13 protein-coding genes are annotated in these 15,764 nt (G+C 62.5%); 1 reads left to right on the top strand and 12 read right to left on the bottom strand.

The window, feature by feature from the left end:
• Nucleotides 1–279: 279 nt before the first annotated feature.
• Together IEY43_RS14020 and hflX are read right to left on the bottom strand one after the other, a co-directional pair.
• Nucleotides 280–2,277, bottom strand: coding sequence for an ATP-dependent DNA helicase (locus tag IEY43_RS14020; RefSeq protein WP_188949195.1), 1,998 nt, complete (start codon nucleotides 2,275–2,277; stop codon nucleotides 280–282).
• Nucleotides 2,270–3,838, bottom strand: coding sequence for a GTPase HflX (hflX, locus tag IEY43_RS14015; protein ID WP_188949194.1), 1,569 nt, complete (start codon nucleotides 3,836–3,838; stop codon nucleotides 2,270–2,272). Before hflX ends, IEY43_RS14020 begins: the two co-directional genes overlap by 8 nt.
• Nucleotides 3,839–4,258: 420 nt before the next feature.
• Here hflX and IEY43_RS14010 point away from each other — a divergent pair, with 420 nt between their 5' ends.
• Entirely contained in the window at nucleotides 4,259–4,867 is a 609-nt protein-coding gene (locus IEY43_RS14010; protein ID WP_188949193.1) for a class I SAM-dependent methyltransferase, read from the top strand.
• A gap of 34 nt (nucleotides 4,868–4,901) precedes the next feature.
• On the opposite strand, the gene dapF is transcribed toward IEY43_RS14010, so the two are convergent.
• The 10 genes from dapF to IEY43_RS13960 form a co-directional block, all read right to left on the bottom strand.
• On the bottom strand, nucleotides 4,902–5,834 hold the full coding sequence (gene dapF, locus IEY43_RS14005) for a diaminopimelate epimerase (RefSeq protein ID WP_188949192.1): 933 nt from the start codon (nucleotides 5,832–5,834) through the stop codon (nucleotides 4,902–4,904).
• A 23-nt stretch (nucleotides 5,835–5,857) separates the two neighbouring features.
• Complete coding sequence (miaA, locus tag IEY43_RS14000; protein ID WP_188949191.1) at nucleotides 5,858–6,790, bottom strand: tRNA (adenosine(37)-N6)-dimethylallyltransferase MiaA; 933 nt, start codon at nucleotides 6,788–6,790, stop codon at nucleotides 5,858–5,860.
• Between the two features lie 4 nt (nucleotides 6,791–6,794).
• Entirely contained in the window at nucleotides 6,795–8,324 is a 1,530-nt protein-coding gene (gene miaB / locus IEY43_RS13995; RefSeq protein WP_188949190.1) for a tRNA (N6-isopentenyl adenosine(37)-C2)-methylthiotransferase MiaB, read from the bottom strand.
• Nucleotides 8,325–8,400: 76 nt separating this feature from the next.
• Nucleotides 8,401–9,084, bottom strand: coding sequence for a regulatory protein RecX (locus tag IEY43_RS13990; RefSeq protein ID WP_188949189.1), 684 nt, complete (start codon nucleotides 9,082–9,084; stop codon nucleotides 8,401–8,403).
• A gap of 200 nt (nucleotides 9,085–9,284) precedes the next feature.
• Nucleotides 9,285–10,337, bottom strand: a complete 1,053-nt coding sequence (recA, locus tag IEY43_RS13985; RefSeq protein ID WP_188949188.1) for a recombinase RecA — start codon at nucleotides 10,335–10,337, stop codon at nucleotides 9,285–9,287.
• Nucleotides 10,338–10,571: 234 nt separating this feature from the next.
• Nucleotides 10,572–10,835: a DUF3046 domain-containing protein gene (locus IEY43_RS13980; RefSeq protein WP_281065240.1), complete on the bottom strand. Its 264-nt coding sequence runs from the start codon at nucleotides 10,833–10,835 to the stop codon at nucleotides 10,572–10,574.
• 63 nt (nucleotides 10,836–10,898) lie between these two features.
• A complete protein-coding gene (locus tag IEY43_RS13975) occupies nucleotides 10,899–11,312 on the bottom strand; it encodes a helix-turn-helix domain-containing protein (RefSeq protein ID WP_047121151.1) in 414 nt (137 codons plus the stop codon).
• A gap of 195 nt (nucleotides 11,313–11,507) precedes the next feature.
• On the bottom strand, nucleotides 11,508–11,990 hold the full coding sequence (locus IEY43_RS13970) for a CinA family protein (RefSeq protein WP_188949186.1): 483 nt from the start codon (nucleotides 11,988–11,990) through the stop codon (nucleotides 11,508–11,510).
• 79 nt (nucleotides 11,991–12,069) lie between these two features.
• On the bottom strand, nucleotides 12,070–12,678 hold the full coding sequence (gene pgsA, locus IEY43_RS13965) for a CDP-diacylglycerol--glycerol-3-phosphate 3-phosphatidyltransferase (RefSeq protein ID WP_188949185.1): 609 nt from the start codon (nucleotides 12,676–12,678) through the stop codon (nucleotides 12,070–12,072).
• A gap of 5 nt (nucleotides 12,679–12,683) precedes the next feature.
• A complete protein-coding gene (locus IEY43_RS13960; protein ID WP_188949184.1) occupies nucleotides 12,684–15,710 on the bottom strand; it encodes a DNA translocase FtsK in 3,027 nt (1,008 codons plus the stop codon).
• Nucleotides 15,711–15,764: the final 54 nt, after the last annotated feature.

The raw sequence follows: 15,764 nt of genomic DNA, 5'->3' as shown, positions 1-15,764 counted from the left end.
GAACGATGCTGGAAGTAACCAATATCACCCTTCATCCATGATGGTGGAATTGAATTCATCCGAAATTATCCGGCACGGGAAATTTTACACAATTGAACCGTCTCTACTGCGAAAATGACAATTCCGCGCCACCATCACTGGAACCGCCCGCGAACACTACGATAATCGAATAGACGGAGCAGCGGAATGCGGGGTGCTTGAGAATTACGACCACCATTCCACGGCTCCCAGTGAATAAAAATCATCCAATCCTGAAAGCCGTTTCAGCGATCCAAGCGGTTATCCATTCGGGTCCATGCGCTTGAGAACGCCGACGATGGTCTTCTTGTCCACGGTGGGCCACATGGGCGGCAGCGAGGCTTTCAGGAAACTTCCATAGCGTGCAGTAGCCATTCTCGAATCGAGGATCGCGACAACCCCTTTGTCCGACACAGAACGGATCAGGCGGCCAGCGCCCTGGGCGAGGCGGATAGCCGCATGGGTTGCCGAAACCTGCATGAATCCATTGCCACCGTGCTTCTGCACATCCTCGGTACGTGCCTTGGAAATTGGGTCGTCCGGACGGGGGAACGGGATCTTGTCGATAATGACCAAACGACAGGCGTCGCCGGGCACGTCTACACCCTGCCACAGGGTCATGGTGCCGAACAGACAGGTGTCCCGCTCCTCGGCGAACTGTGCCACCAGCGACTTCATGCTCGCCTCGCCCTGGCAGAGGATGTCCACATCGAGGCGCTCGCGCAGAATCGCGGCCGCCTCTTCGGCCGATCGCTTCGAGGTGAACAGCGCCAGCGCGCCACCGCCCGAAGCCTTGATCAGATCCTCGATTTCGTCCAGGGTCTCAGCCGCAAGCTGCCTGCCTGGCTTGGGCAGGTGCTTGGCAACGTACAAGATGCCCTGTTTCGGATAGTCGAAGGGACTGCCGACGTCGATGCCGGTCCAGGAAGGAGCCCCGGCGCCCATGAGCCCGAGAGATCCCGCCACGGAGTCGAATTGCGCGCCGATAGCCAAGGTGGCGCTGGTCAAGATGACGGTACGCCCGTCGAATAGTCCTTCACGCAGCTTTCCGGCCACGGAGAGCGGCGCCACGTTGAGTGTTGCCGGTTGGGTGTCATCCGCCTCGACATAACCGCGACCCTCGACGAACTCGCGCGGGCGGGTGGTGTAGAGCACCTCACGGCGCTCTTCAGCTTCGAGCATGCGGATGGCATCGTCCATGACCGCCTGCATTTGCGACCGCGCGGTCTGCCGGCCGCCATCGGCTGGTGCGTTTGCTTCCGGCTTGGTCAATGCGAGAACCAGCCGTGCCTGCTCGACGATGTCGTTCAGGGCGATACCCATGTCTTCGCGCAGCCCGGTCTGCAATAGCCCGGTTGGAACTCCGGTCAAGGCCTTTTCCAGCCTGTTCGTTGCCTTCACCAGTTCATCCACGTTCACCGCGCAATGGCGCTTGGCGCCGCCCGCTGCGGTGAGTACCGTACGAGCCGACAATGCCCCGGACACCGAACTGGTGACGCGGTCCTGGAGCTCATGTGCTTCGTCGATAATGGCGATGTCGAAGTCCGGCAGCACCGACAGCCCTTCAAAGGCCGAAACTGCCAGCAGGGCGTGGTTGGTAATCACCACATCGGATTCAGCCGCGCGGGCGCGGGCCATCTCCGAGAAGCATTCATCGGCCATGGGGCATTTCTGCGAGCCCAAGCATTCCATGGCGGAGACCGAAACCTGTTTCCAGGCTTTGTCGCTGACGCCCGGGACCAATTCGTCCCGGTCCCCGGTGTCGGTGCGCTCGGCCCAGTCGCGAAGCTTCATGACTTCGCTGGCCAGAGGCGAAAATGTCTGCCCCCTGGGCGCAGCGGGCTCGTCCAAGGAGAACAACGTCCCCTCGTCATCCTCCGGATATCCGCCGCCGAGCTTGTACTGGCAAAGGTAGTTGGATCGGCCCTTGAGCAGGGCCACATCCATGGGTCGCGAGAGCTTGCCCTTGAGCGAATCCAGGAGCCGGGGTACGTCGCGACCGACAATCTGCGACTGCAACGCTAGGGTTGCCGTCGATACGATCACCGGCTTGGAGCTGGTCTGCGCGTGCGCCAGGGCCGGAATCAGGTAGCCCATGGACTTGCCCGTACCGGTTCCGGCTTGAACGAGCAGGTGCTCTTCGTCTTCCAGCGCCGAGACGACGTGTTTGACCATTTCCTGCTGGCCGGTGCGCATGGCACCGCCCATGGAAGTTACTGCCGCTTCCAGCAGGTCAAGGGCCTGCTCTTGCTTATCCATGAAGGTTGAAAGTCTCCAACTCTGCTGCCATTGATTCTCTTACCTTGACGATCATTCTGGTTCCGTTCTCCAGATGCTCGCTGTCAAGGATTTCAGATTCGCTCTGATGCAGTTTCGCGATCAAATCCCCGCGGTTGTATGGAATCAGCACTTCCATCTGCACGCTCGGACGCGGGATGGAAGAGCTGACCTTCGCCAAGAGCTCCTCGATGCCCTCTCCGGTGTGCGCCGAGACAACCACGGTGTTCGATTCGCGATTGCGGATCCGTTCAATGACGAACGGGTCAGCCACATCCGCCTTGTTCAGCACGATAATCTCGGGAATATTCAGTGCATCAACTTCACCCAACACCGTGCGTACAGCCTGGATCTGGCCTTCCGGGTCCGGATGCGAAGCATCGACGACGTGGAGGATCAGGTCAGAATCGGCGATTTCCTCCAGCGTCGATCGGAAAGCCTCCACCAGCTGGGTAGGCAGGTTCGACACGAAGCCCACCGTGTCAGCCAGCGTGTAGGTCAGCCCGTCTTCCGTAGCCGACTGACGTACCGTGGGATCCAGCGTGGCGAACAAGGCGTTCTCCACCAAGACCCCGGCGTTAGTCAGACGGTTGAGCAACGAGGACTTCCCGGCATTGGTGTAGCCGGCAATGGCCACCGCCGGAACCTCGTTGCGGCGGCGGTTTGCGCGCTTGGCTTCGCGAGCCGGTTTCATCGCCTTGATCTCGCGACGCAGTTTGGCCATGCGGTCGCGAATGCGCCGGCGGTCCATCTCGATCTTGGTTTCACCCGGGCCGCGCGAACCGATGCCGCCGCCGGCGGCGCCGACACGGCCACCCGCCTGACGGGACATGGACTCGCCCCAGCCGCGAAGACGCGGAAGCAGATATTCCAGCTGGGCCAGTTCGACTTGGGCCTTGCCCTCGCGGGACTTGGCATGCTGCGCAAAGATATCCAGGATCAGGCTGGTGCGGTCGATGACCTTGACCTTGACGACGTCCTCCAGCGCACGGCGCTGCGACGGGGCAAGTTCAGCATCGACGATCACGGTATCGGCTCCCGTGGAAGCCACGATCTCGCGCAATTCCATGGCTTTGCCCGAGCCCAGGTAGGTCGACGGGTCTGGCTTGCTTCGGCGCTGCACCACACCGTCGAGTACCTCCGAGCCGGCGGTCTCTGCCAGCGCGGCCAATTCGCGCAGGGAGTTCTCCGCTTCGGTGACGCTGCCGTCGGTCCATACCCCGGCCAATACCACGCGTTCCAGACGCAGCTGGCGGTATTCGACCTCGGTGACGTCTTCAAGCTCGGTAGACAGGCCCGCAACACGGCGCAGCGCGCGTCGTTCGGCTAGATCGTCCTGCTCGCCGTCGTAGGTGGAATAGCCGGAGGAAAAGCGGTTTAGTGCTGTCGCCTGGCCCGAGAAGATGGATTCATCATCGGATGCGAAATGCTGCACCTGCGGCCCCTGGGCCTCATCTGCCGCAAGGATGCGATCAATGGCCGCCTGAATCTGGGCTTCGTCCATTGACGATGAATCGTGTTCGTGTGACTCGGAGTTAGTCATGGTCTCCTTTGAAGTACTTCGCTTTCCAGAATAGTGCGGGGCACCCCCACTTTGCGACGTGGCACGGTCGTTTTCTAGGTGTTCGTTGGTCATTGAGTATCCTTTGCAATTTTTGATGACAGCGATCGACGCTGATGTTGATGCGGTTACTCAAACGCAAAGGCAAGGTGAAGACCCCGACACACCTGGGATTCTGAAAAGTAGAAAAGACTTTGCCGCCTGCGGATTCCGCTGTCCAGGCGCGCAAAATCAGCGCCGGGAATCCGGGAATCACGGGTAACCGTGTGGGCTACGTATTAGACGAAGAACAAAGTCATAGGGAAAACTCTATCAGTCTTGCGAACACCCGTACATATTGTCTTTGTCACGTTGCCTCCAGCCGTGTTTGGCGCGTGGGCACGCAACGATAAACTTTGCAGTATGAGCTCGGATCACTACTTCAGCGCCAGCCCCGCCTCGGCCGATGAACGCCGCACGATTTCAGTCGAGTTGAACGGCCGCGCCCGCAAGATTCAGACCGCAGCGGGTATCTTCTCGCCTTCGGGCTTGGACAAGGGCACCGAAGTGCTGCTGAAGTATGTTCCGACGCCGCGCGGACGCATTCTGGACATCGGCTGTGGCTGGGGACCCATCACCATCACCGCCGCGGAGCAAAGCCCCGAGTCTCGGGTCTACGGTGTCGATGTCAACGAGCGCTCCATCGAGCTAGCCCGCCTGAACGCGCAGAACCTGGGCTTGGACAACGTGGTTGTCGGCCGGCCTGAGTCCGTGGATCCCGAGCTTGAATTCGACACGATCTGGTCCAATCCCCCGATCCGTATCGGCAAGGATGCCCTGCATGAGCTGTTGCTGCAGTGGTTGCCGAGGCTCGCGCCCGGCGGCGAGGCCTGGATGGTGGTGCAGAAGAACTTGGGCAGTGATTCCCTGCAGAAGTGGTTGGTTGCCCAGCTCCCGGGCGACTGGAACGTCACCCGTGAAGCTACGGCCAAGGCTTTCCGCGTCTTAAAGGTTTCCCGCCCGGCCCGGTAGCCTGCCCCGGCCGTGCCGCGGGCGGGACTGAGTGCTAGTCCCGGCCGATGATGCCTCGCGCAACCAGTTCCGCCGGTCCGCTGAGCACGGTATCTTCCCGGGCGTCGCCGTTGGCAAGGAATTCAACCCCGACGGTGCCGCCGGGAACCTCGACCGACCAATTATTGATCAGGGCGGTGCCGCGCGCCCAATAACGCATTGCCGCTGCCGCTGCGCAGGCTCCAGTGCCGCAGGACAGCGTCTCCCCTACCCCTCGTTCAAAGACGCGCATCTTCACCCGGGCCGTGCCGTCCTCGATCAGCGGCTCTGCGGGAACCACGAATTCCACGTTGGTGCCGTAGGGAGGGGCCGGGGAAACTTCTGGGGCGATAAATAGGTTCAGGTCATCCAGCATGCCTTGGTCGGGCAGCGCTACCACGGTATGCGGATTGCCCATGGTTATGCTCAACGCCGGAAGCGCCTGTTCCCAGCCGCTGGGGCGGACCATCGAGTCCACCGAGTCGCTGGCGGCCTGGTCCTCATGGATCAAACCCCATGGGCCCAGGTTGGCCGCATACCCGTCCGTCAGCCGGGTGACTTCCTTGACGCCCGCACGGCTGCCGATCTGCAGGCTCTGCCCGACCGGCAGATTCACCAGGCCTTCCGCAAGGAGGAAGTGCACGAAGGCGCGCACTCCGTTGCCGCACATCTCAGCGATGGAACCGTCGTTGTTGCGGTAGTCCATGAACCAGTAGGCCTTGGGATTCTCGTTGAACTGCTGCTCATACCCGGACATCTGGGCGGTCGGCACCGCACGGATCAGCCCGTCGCCGCCGATGCCGAAACGACGGTGGCATAGGGACTCCACTTGCGCCGCGGTGATTTCAAGGGCTCCTGTGGGATCCGCCAGCAAGACGAAATCGTTTCCAGTTGCATGCCCCTTGGCAAATGGCAGGCCTGCAAGCTGCTGAAGTTCGCTGCGGTACATCCGTGCTCCTCGTGTTTAGTGCTTCATTCGCTGGGGGCGATAGTTCGCTGGCTTTCGAGCACCAGCGCCACCGCCTGTTCAAGCAGCCCGGGTTTGGTCGGGTCCAGCCAGGCGACCCGTTCATCGGCATTGAACCAGGTGATCTGGCGGCGGGCGAACTTGCGGGTGGCGACCACTGTCTGATCAATCGCCTCGGCGCGCCCGATCTTCCCGTCCAGGAAATCAATGTACTGCTGGTAGCCGATGGCCCGCGACGCGGTCTTGCCCTCGCGCAAGCCCGAGTCCAGCAGGCCTTCCACTTCCTGGGCCAGTCCCTTGGAATCCATTGTATGGACCCGGGCTTCCAACGTCGCATGCAACGCGGAACGCTCGTAATTTAGCCCGATCTGCACCGCAGGCTGGAAATACTGGCGCTGGGGCATATAGGAGCTGAAAGCCCGGCCGGAGATTTCAAAGACCTCCAAAGCGCGGATGGCGCGCCGCTGGTCGAGATTCCTCGCCGCAGACACCGGATCCACTTCCGCCAGCCGACGACGTACCTCGCCGTCTCCGTGCGCCTGCACTTCGGCTTCGAGCCGTGCCCGCACCTGCGGATCGGTGGGCGGGAAGTCGATGACATCCAGTGCAGCACGCACATACAGGCCGGAACCGCCGACCATGACAGGCACCCTGCCCTTGGCTCGAATCGCTTCAAAACACTCACGGGCCTGGATCTGGAATTCCGCGACAGAGGCTTCCTCCCGCACGGACATGATGTCCATGAGGTGGTGCTCGATGCCTCCGCGCTCCTCAGGGGACAGCTTCGCGGTTCCGATGTCCATGCCCCGGTAGAACTGCAGTGCATCTGAATTGACGATCTCGCCGTTCAGGTTCCTGGCCAGGGCGATGGCCAGATCGGATTTGCCGGTTCCGGTTGGGCCGACCACGGCAATGACCGGAAGTTGCGTCGCGTCCATGCGGCTAGCCGCGCACCTTCAAGGTCGGCATGCCCAGGTTGGTCCGTCCCGGCTCGCTGACTGTTCCGGGCGCCGGCACACCGCAGCTTTCGGCCTGCGACCGGTCCCACGCGTCGCCTGCCCGCGAACGGCGCAGCTGGTACTGCTCCGCGGTCGGGTCGGAAACCAAGTGGAATGCCGCTACCTCGGTGATCGGCAGGGTGACCAGGTCGCCGGGGCGCGGGGTGGCGGCACCCTCGGGAACCGAGAAGTGCACCAGGCGCTGGTCCTGCGAGCGGCCGGACAGTCGATGGGTCGATTCGGCCTTGCGGCCTGCGTGCTCGGTAACCATGACCTCAACGGTCCGGCCCAGCTGCTTGGCGTTTTCCTCCTTGGCAATCCGGTCCTGCAGTGCAGTCAAACGCTCGAATCGTTCCTGGACGACGGCCTTGGGCAGTTGCTCGTCCATGGTCGCAGCCGGGGTGCCGGGGCGCGGCGAGTACTGGAAGGTGAAGGCCGAGGAGAAGCGCGAAGCTTCCACGACGTCGAGGGTGGCCTGGAAGTCTTCTTCGGTCTCCCCTGGGAAGCCGACGATGATGTCGGTGGTAATCGCGGCATGCGGGATGCGCTCGCGCACCTTGTCCAGGATTCCGAGGAATTTCTTTGAACGGTAGGAACGGCGCATCTCCTTGAGCACTCGGTCCGATCCGGACTGCAGCGGCATGTGCAGTTGGGGCATGACGTTTGGGGTTTCGGCCATGGCCTCGATCACGTCGTCGGTGAATGCCGCCGGGTGCGGGCTGGTGAAACGCACGCGTTCCAGTCCTTCGATTTCTCCGCAGGCTCGCAGCAGCTTGCCGAACGCCAGCCGGTCGCCGAATTCTACGCCGTAGGAGTTTACATTCTGGCCCAGGAGCGTCACTTCGATGGCTCCGTCGTCCACGAGTGCCTGGATTTCGGCCAGGATTTCACCGGGCCGGCGGTCGCGTTCCTTGCCGCGCAGGGAGGGCACGATGCAGAACGTGCACGTGTTGTTGCAGCCCACCGAGATCGACACCCAGCCCGCGTAGACCGATTCGCGGCGCGTCGGCAGTGTCGAGGGGAAGACGTCCAGGGACTCGAGGATCTCCAGTTCAGCCTTCTTGTTGTGCTGAGAGCGGTTCAGCAGTGCCGGCAGCGAGCCGATGTTATGGGTTCCGAAAACCACATCGACCCACGGAGCCTTCTTGAGTATGGTCTCGCGGTCCTTCTGCGCCAGGCAGCCGCCGACGGCGATCTGCATGCCCGGTCGGGATTCCTTGACACCCTTCAGGATGCCGAGGTTGCCGTAGAGCTTGTTGTCCGCGTTCTCACGTACGGCGCAGGTGTTGAATACCACGACGTCGGCGACGCCGTCGGTCGCTTCTTCCGGCTTCCGTGTCAGCCCTGCGTCTTCAAGCAGCCCGGAGAGCCGCTCGGAGTCGTGGACGTTCATCTGGCAGCCGAAGGTGCGCACTTCGTAGGTGCGTGGTTGCAGTTCGGACTCGGGGCTGGAAATCGGTTGTTGCTCGCTCACCTTATAATGTTACCGAATTCGCGCAGGCCCCGAAACGAAGGCAGTCCTCGGCGCGCGGAGTTCGACCGCGTTGCCTCTAGTGCTGCCCGAAGCGTTCTTCCCATTCTTCGCGAGCTACCTTGAACGCCATTCCTCCGTTATACCCCTTGCGCCCCAGCATGCCGACCAGGCGTCGCAACGACCTGTCCCGGTCCACTCCCATCGATTCCGGCCGCAGCTTGGCGCGAACCAGTTCCCTCGCGCGCTGCTCCTCGGTTTCGTCGTCGATCTGCTCCAGCGCTTCGGCTGCGGTTTCATCATCGATTCCCTTGGTACGCAGCTCGCGCTTGATCGCGCCGCGCGCCAGCCCGCGGGAGCGGGCCCTTGCCGCCACCCACGTCTTGGCGAAGCGTTCGTCGTCGACGAGCTTGATTTGCGCATAGCGCTCGATCACCTCATCGGCAATGTCTTCAGGACAATCTTTTTCAAGAAGCTTGTCCTTCAGCTGTTTCGCGGTTTTGTCGCTGGCCGTCAGCTGTCGCAGCAGGATCCCTCGGGCCTTTTCCCGCCATTGGTCATCGCTGAGTTCTTCAGTTTCCCCAGATTCGCGCGACGCTCGCCTGGCCTCGCGAGCCTCCCGGCGTTCCTTTTTCGTAGGCGCTGCGGGTGCCGGGGCAGACAGGATCTCGTACATCGCTGCACGTAGTTCGTCGACGTTTTCCGGCTTCTTCTTCTCCTGCGCTGGGACGCTGGCAATGACCCGCCGATTGGTTGGTTCCACCGCGTCGGAGGGAAGGCTTCGTGGCGCAGCTTGGCGGGCGCCCGGTTCTCCCGGTTCAGGGGCCTCGGGCGCGGCCGGGTCGGGCCGAGCCCATTCGGGCATGTCCTGAAGGTCTCCCTGAAATTCGTTGGAAACGGACGTAGCGTCCGACCCGGAACCGTATCCGGGTCGAACGCTACGTCGTTTGAAACCTGAACTCACTACTTATCGCCCTCGACGACTCGCAGTTCTGTCTCGTCTTCTTCTACCTCTTCCGCCGGCAGAACACCGAGCTTCTGCAGGATCTGACGTTCCAGCTCGGTAGCCAGATCCGGGTTGTCGCGCAGGAATCGGCGGGCATTTTCCTTGCCCTGGCCCAGCTGGTCGCCATCATAGGTGAACCAAGCACCGGACTTCTTGACCAGGTTGTGCTCAACACCCATGTCGATGAGCGAGCCTTCGCGGGAAATGCCGTGGCCGTACAAGATGTCGAATTCGGCCTGCTTGAACGGCGGAGCCATTTTGTTCTTGACGATCTTGGCGCGGGTGCGGTTACCGACCGGGTTGGTTCCCTCCTTGAGGGTTTCAATTCGGCGGATATCGATACGTACCGAAGCGTAGAATTTCAGCGCCTTGCCACCGGTGGTGGTTTCCGGGCTGCCGAAGAAGACGCCGATCTTCTCGCGGAGCTGGTTGATGAAGATCGCGGTGGTCTTCGAAGCCGAGAGGCGACCGGTGATCTTGCGCAGTGCCTGGGACATCAGTCGAGCCTGCAGGCCAACGTGGCTGTCGCCCATTTCGCCTTCGATTTCCGCACGTGGAACCAGGGCCGCCACGGAGTCGATGACGATGATATCCAGTGCGCCGGAGCCAACGAGCATATCCATGATTTCCAAGGCCTGCTCACCGGTATCCGGCTGGGAGACCAGCAGCGCATCGGTGTCAACGCCCAGCTTCTTGGCGTACTCGGGGTCCAGTGCGTGCTCGGCGTCGATGAATGCCGCGATGCCGCCGTTGCGCTGGGCGCTGGCCACAGCGTGCAGTGCGACGGTGGTCTTACCGGAAGATTCCGGACCGTAGATCTCCACGACACGGCCGCGAGGAAGTCCGCCAATGCCCAGGGCCACGTCCAGTGCAACCGAACCGGTAGGAATTACTTCAATGGGAGCGCGAGTTTCATCACCCAGGCGCATGACCGAGCCCTTGCCGAAGGCCTTGTCGATCTGGCCCAGGACAGACTCAAGTGCCTTTTCCCGATCATTATTTGCTGCCATGGTTCACCTTTGCTCATGCAAGCCATCAATCGACCTGCTCACGATTTCTTGTCCTGCATTAGACAGTATGAGCGCCTACCGACACTTTGGACCCGCGGATCCGGCAAGTGTGGACAAACTCAAAGTTTAAGTTTTCGCGGGCGGCGTTCCGCCTCGTTCACGATCAATTCTATCCGAATAGATGTTCGAAAATCAATGTGGATGTTTCGAATACTCGAAACTGCTCGTCGACGCCTAGGACTGCTTTGGCTCGATGTCTACACCGAGCCAGCGTTCCGCTGGCACATCTTGCGCACGGCACAACGCTTCCCAGACTTGTTTTGGCTTGACGCCTTTGTTCAGGGCAACGCTCGCCGTCATGCTGTCCAGTTCGGACAGGGCCATGGAGTCGGCCAGAACATGGGAGTATCGCGGGCCGAATTCATTCTCCATATTCCGCCAAAAGTCACTAAGTCGCACTGGAATATTCTCCCACGAATGAAGCGAGGGCCCACGCATTTGCGTAGGCCCTCGCCAGCCGGGTTGGCTGCCTGCGGCATCCCCGGTAAGTGTTGATGTAGCTTAAACCGAAGCCAGTGGCTTGTCGTTGCGGGTTGCTGCGAACTCGTTGGCCATGTCGGTAGGAACGGTGTCCGGGATCGCGATGCCTTCGGCCAGTGCGACGCGCTCAGATACCTCGCGCAGCATGAGCGAGAGCGGAATCTCCAGAGCGGAGCAGATTGACGAGAGCAGCTCCGAAGATGCTTCCTTCTGTCCACGCTCCACTTCCGACAGGTAGCCCAGCGAAACTCGGGCGCTATGGGAAACCTCGCGGAGGGTACGACCCTGGCGCTGACGGACGTCACGCAGGACGTCACCGATTTCATGACGGAGTACTACCATTTTGTGCTCCTCCTTCACGGGCTGGACCATATGGGCTTCTCCCATATCGCGCCAACGGACAACACCATTGACTGTGACGGGTTGCTTGACCATAAATTTAGCCTTTGCTCCTAGGTCCATCTCGAAGATCTATTCATAACGGGGGCCGTCCTAGCGACCCTTCAATTCTTACAACGGCATGTCATTCGAATTTGTTCCCGTACCATCACCCTAATCATAAATTTGCGACCTACGCCACAAAACGATGATTCATTGCGGAAATTGCCGGGAAAAATAGTATTCCGCGCTTTACTGTGAAGAAGCTTTACCCAATATGGCAGCCAGCTGGTTGATGGCTGCGTTGGTGCTCTGCTCCCGGATCTGGGCACGGTCGCCGACGAAGTGATGTTCTCTGGCTCCGGACTCGCTTCCGGATGCCCACCCGATAAACACGGTGCCCACGGATTTTCCGTCATGCGATTCGGGACCGGCGACGCCGGTGGCCGAGACGGCAAGGTCGGCTCCGCAGGCGCGCTGGGCTCCAACAGCCATCTGTCGTGCCACCTCGGGGTCTACGGACCCCTTCTCCGCCAGGAGATTCTCGTCCACTCCCAGCACGGAGGCCTTGACGTCGCTGGAGTAGCTGACTATCCCGCCGCGCAGCACCGCAGAGGCTCCCGGCACCTCGGCCAAGGTTGCCGCAATCAGCCCGGCGGTCAGGGATTCGGCGGTGGCCAGCTGGAGCTTCTGCTCGCCGGCCATGGAAATCACCGCTGGTGCCTGGTGCCTCATTTGTCGCTCTCCTGGGTATGGACGGTGCGCACCGGGTAGTCCCCGATGCGCACCGGCGTTCGTTGGTCGTTGGCGTTAGCTAGCGCTGTTCGTTCTTCTTGTAGGTGTTGCGCAGGGCGATGGCCTTGAAGATGTATTCAACACCGGTCACCACGGTCACAGCGACGGTCAACAGCATCAGGGCCCAGGCCACCGCATGCAGCCAGTCGACGGTATGGGTCAGCGGCAGCAGGTACAGCCCGATGACCACTGCCTGCAGCACGGTCTTGATCTTGCCGCCCATGTTGGCGGCGATCACGCCATAGCGGATGACCACCACGCGCAGCAGGGTGATGCCCCATTCGCGGACCAGAATGGTCACGGTGACCCACCATGGCAGCTCGGCCAGGATGGACAGGCAGACCAACGCGGAGCCAGTGAGCAGCTTGTCGGCAATCGGGTCAGCAATCTTGCCGAAGTTCGTGACCAGCCCGCGGCTGCGGGCCAGATCGCCGTCCAGCTTGTCGGTGTACATGGCCAGCACGAACAGCCCCAGCGCCACCCAGCGCCAGGTGCCGTGGGTGCTGTCGTCCGCGAACAACGCCCAGATGAAGAACGGAACCATGATGATGCGGATCGTGGTCAGCACGTTGGCGATATTCAGTACCGGCACCGGCTGCGGTGTTTCGTGCGAAGCTTGCTCACTCATGGGTGTCAGTGTCTCCCTGTCAGGTCCCAGGCGTCCTCACCGGAGCCCTCGTCGTCGGAGCCGTCGAAGTAATCGACGGCCTGCGGTCGGTCATCCAGGTCCTTGGCAACCAGGTCCTCGGCATATTCTGCCACCGGATCCGCGTGGTTCACATTCGCCTCGTCCACCAGCGCCTGTTCGGCGGCGCTCGCCTGCGTGTTGGACGGGTCGTCGCCGCGCATCGCGGCCAGCACCATGGGCAGGTCATCCGGCTTGATGAGCACGTCGCGGGCCTTGGAGCCCTCGGACGGGCCGACCACCCCGCGCGATTCCATCAGGTCCATCAGGCGCCCGGCCTTGGCGAAGCCCACGCGCAGCTTGCGCTGCAGCATCGAGGTGGAACCGAACTGGCTGGTGACCACAAGCTCGGTGGCTTGCAGCAGCAGCTCCAGGTCGTCTCCGATGTCCTCGTCGATCTTCTTCTTTTCCGCGACCGGCATGACGTCGTCGCGGTATTCGGGCTGCAGCTGGGCCTTGACGTGCTCCACCACGCGGTGGATCTCCGACTCGGTGACCCAGGCGCCCTGCACGCGCATCGGCTTGGAGGTGCCCATGGGCAGGAACAGCGCGTCGCCCTGGCCCAGCAGCTTCTCGGCGCCCGGCTGGTCCAGCACCACGCGAGAGTCGGTGACCGAGGAGGTGGCGAAGGCCATGCGCGAGGGCACGTTGGCCTTGATCAGGCCGGTGACCACGTCCACCGACGGGCGCTGGGTGGCCAGCACCAGGTGGATGCCGGCGGCACGGGCCAGCTGGGTGATACGCACGATCGAGTCTTCCACATCGCGCGGCGCGACCATCATCAGGTCGGCGAGCTCGTCCACGATCACCAGCAGGTACGGGTAGGGCTTGAGCACGCGCTTGGAACCCTCGGGAGGGTGCACCTTGCCGGCCTTGACCGCCTTGTTGAAGTCGTCGATGTGCTTGAAGCCGAAGTTCGCCAGGTCGTCGTAGCGGGTGTCCATCTCGCGCACGACCCACCCCAAGGCCTCGGCGGCCTTTTTCGGGTTGGTGATGATCGGGGTGATCAGGTGCGGCACGCCTTCATAGGCGGTCAGTTCCACGCGCTTGGGGTCGACCATGACCATGCGGACCTGGTCCGGGGTGGAACGCATCAGGATCGAGGTGATCATCGAGTTCACGAACGAGGACTTGCCTGCGCCGGTCGCGCCGGCAACCAGCAGGTGCGGCATCTTGGCCAGGTTGGCCACGACGAATCCGCCCTCGACGTCCTTGCCCACGCCCATGACCATCGGGTGCTCGGTCTTGCGCGCATTCTGGCTGCGCAGCACGTCGCCCAGGGCGACGACCTCCTTGTCCGTGTTCGGGATCTCGATGCCGATGGCGGACTTGCCCGGGATCGGGGACAGGATACGCACGTCGGAGGAGGCCACGGCGTAGGAGATGTTCTTGGACAGCGCGGTGACCTTCTCCACCTTGGTGCCCGGGGACAGCTCGATCTCGTAACGGGTCACCGTCGGGCCGCGGGAGAACCCGGTGACCCGGGCGTCGACCTTGAACTGCTGCAGGGTGTTGGTCAGCGCGTCGACCACCACCTGGTTGGCTTCGCTGGCCTCCTTGGCCGGAGGACCCGGCGGCAGGAAGTCGGCCGAAGGCAGGGTGTAGGCGATGTCGCCGGAGAGCTGCAGCTGCTCGGTGCGCGCCGGGATGGGTGGCTGCGGCGCGCCGGAGAGGCCGGCGGCGCGCGAGGAGACCTGGTCCATGGCGCTGGTGGAGGCTTCGGGCTCGGACTTGAGCCCGATGCTCTCCATGATCTGGGCCATCTCGGCCTCGGCCTTGGTGGGGCGCTTCACGCCCGGAGGCGGGGTCTGCGGTTCCGGCTCCGCATCCAGTTCTGCTTCGACCTCCACCGCGCGGTGCGCGATGGTCGGATGCTCCGAAGCCATCTGCTCCCGGGAAAGGGCTTGGGTGGCGCCTTCGTCGGCGTCGAAGACCTCGAAGGAGCGGTTTCGGTGCACCGCCGGCAGCGAGGTGGTGGCGGCTTCGTCCGGCTCGGCCGATTCCTCGTCGATGACCGCCTTGTCATAGGCGATGTCGCCGCTGCGCTCCGCGCCCTCGTGGCCGTCCACGTCGTAGACCTCGGTGACCTTGCGGGCCGCCGCGCGGCGTTCGAAGAAGCCGGGCTTCTTTTTCTTGGGAGCCGGCGCCGCCTCGTCCTGCGGGTAGAGGTAGGACTGGTCGTGGTCCTCGGACTGGGCCCCCAGCTCGACGGTGTGGGAGGCCTCCTGGGCGGAGGCGCGGCCCGCGCGCACTACGTCAGGATCCTGGCCCAGCAGGCGGTTGTAGCCGTTGCGGATGCGCGTGGGGATCTGGGTGATCGGCGTGGCGGTGACGATCAGCAGCGACATGAACACCAGGAAGATGAACACCGCCATGGCTCCGGGCGCCGAAATCAGCAGCCCCAGCGGGGTGCCCAGAATGGATCCGGCCATGCCCCCGGCATTCCAGAGCACGTCGAAGTCCTCGGACACCGCCGGCGACCCATTGGCCAGCGAGGCGATGGAGGACCCGGACAGCGTCATGATCAGCAGGCCGATGCCGATGCGGTTGTTCTCCGTGACGGCTTCCGGGTAGCGGAACAGCCGGAAAGCCCCCACGAATAGGATGATCGGCAGCAGCACGGCCATGAAGCCGAGCGTTCCGCCGGCCACCGCATGCACCCCGATGCCGAACCAGCCGGCATCGCGCAGTCCCCACCATTCGACGATCGCCACGACAATGGCGATCAGGGCGAGAAACAGTCCTGTGCCGTCGCGCCGCAGCTCGTAGTCGGGTTTGACGGTGCCGCCGATGCGTCGGAAGGCGCCACCGAAGATCCGGGCGATGCCCATCCACACGCTGCGGATCACGCGCAGCGGCAACGGCAGTTCCTGCTCCGGATTATCGGTGGGTTTCTTGGAGGACGAGGTGCCGGACGCCTTGGGTTTACGCGTCGTTGGCTTCTTCGCCCCCTGAGACTGGGTACGTGGGGCCATATTTCTAGGGTATCGCCATCGGCTGGGAACGCACCGAATTTACACGTGAACTCG

This window comes from Glutamicibacter protophormiae (assembly GCF_014647495.1).
Classification (GTDB): domain Bacteria; phylum Actinomycetota; class Actinomycetes; order Actinomycetales; family Micrococcaceae; genus Glutamicibacter; species Glutamicibacter protophormiae.
This window is presented reverse-complemented; position numbering and strand designations above follow the sequence as displayed.

Coding starts and splice junctions, on each gene's coding strand:
- miaA (WP_188949191.1), bottom strand. CDS start 6,790: ATGGACGCGACGCAACTTCCGGTCATTGCCGTGGTCGGCCCAACCGGA.
- hflX (WP_188949194.1), bottom strand. CDS start 3,838: ATGACTAACTCCGAGTCACACGAACACGATTCATCGTCAATGGACGAA.
- IEY43_RS13980 (WP_281065240.1), bottom strand. CDS start 10,835: ATGCGTGGGCCCTCGCTTCATTCGTGGGAGAATATTCCAGTGCGACTT.
- IEY43_RS13960 (WP_188949184.1), bottom strand. CDS start 15,710: ATGGCCCCACGTACCCAGTCTCAGGGGGCGAAGAAGCCAACGACGCGT.
- IEY43_RS13970 (WP_188949186.1), bottom strand. CDS start 11,990: ATGAGGCACCAGGCACCAGCGGTGATTTCCATGGCCGGCGAGCAGAAG.
- recA (WP_188949188.1), bottom strand. CDS start 10,337: ATGGCAGCAAATAATGATCGGGAAAAGGCACTTGAGTCTGTCCTGGGC.
- IEY43_RS14010 (WP_188949193.1), top strand. CDS start 4,259: ATGAGCTCGGATCACTACTTCAGCGCCAGCCCCGCCTCGGCCGATGAA.
- pgsA (WP_188949185.1), bottom strand. CDS start 12,678: ATGAGTGAGCAAGCTTCGCACGAAACACCGCAGCCGGTGCCGGTACTG.
- IEY43_RS13975 (WP_047121151.1), bottom strand. CDS start 11,312: ATGGTCAAGCAACCCGTCACAGTCAATGGTGTTGTCCGTTGGCGCGAT.
- IEY43_RS14020 (WP_188949195.1), bottom strand. CDS start 2,277: ATGGATAAGCAAGAGCAGGCCCTTGACCTGCTGGAAGCGGCAGTAACT.
- dapF (WP_188949192.1), bottom strand. CDS start 5,834: ATGTACCGCAGCGAACTTCAGCAGCTTGCAGGCCTGCCATTTGCCAAG.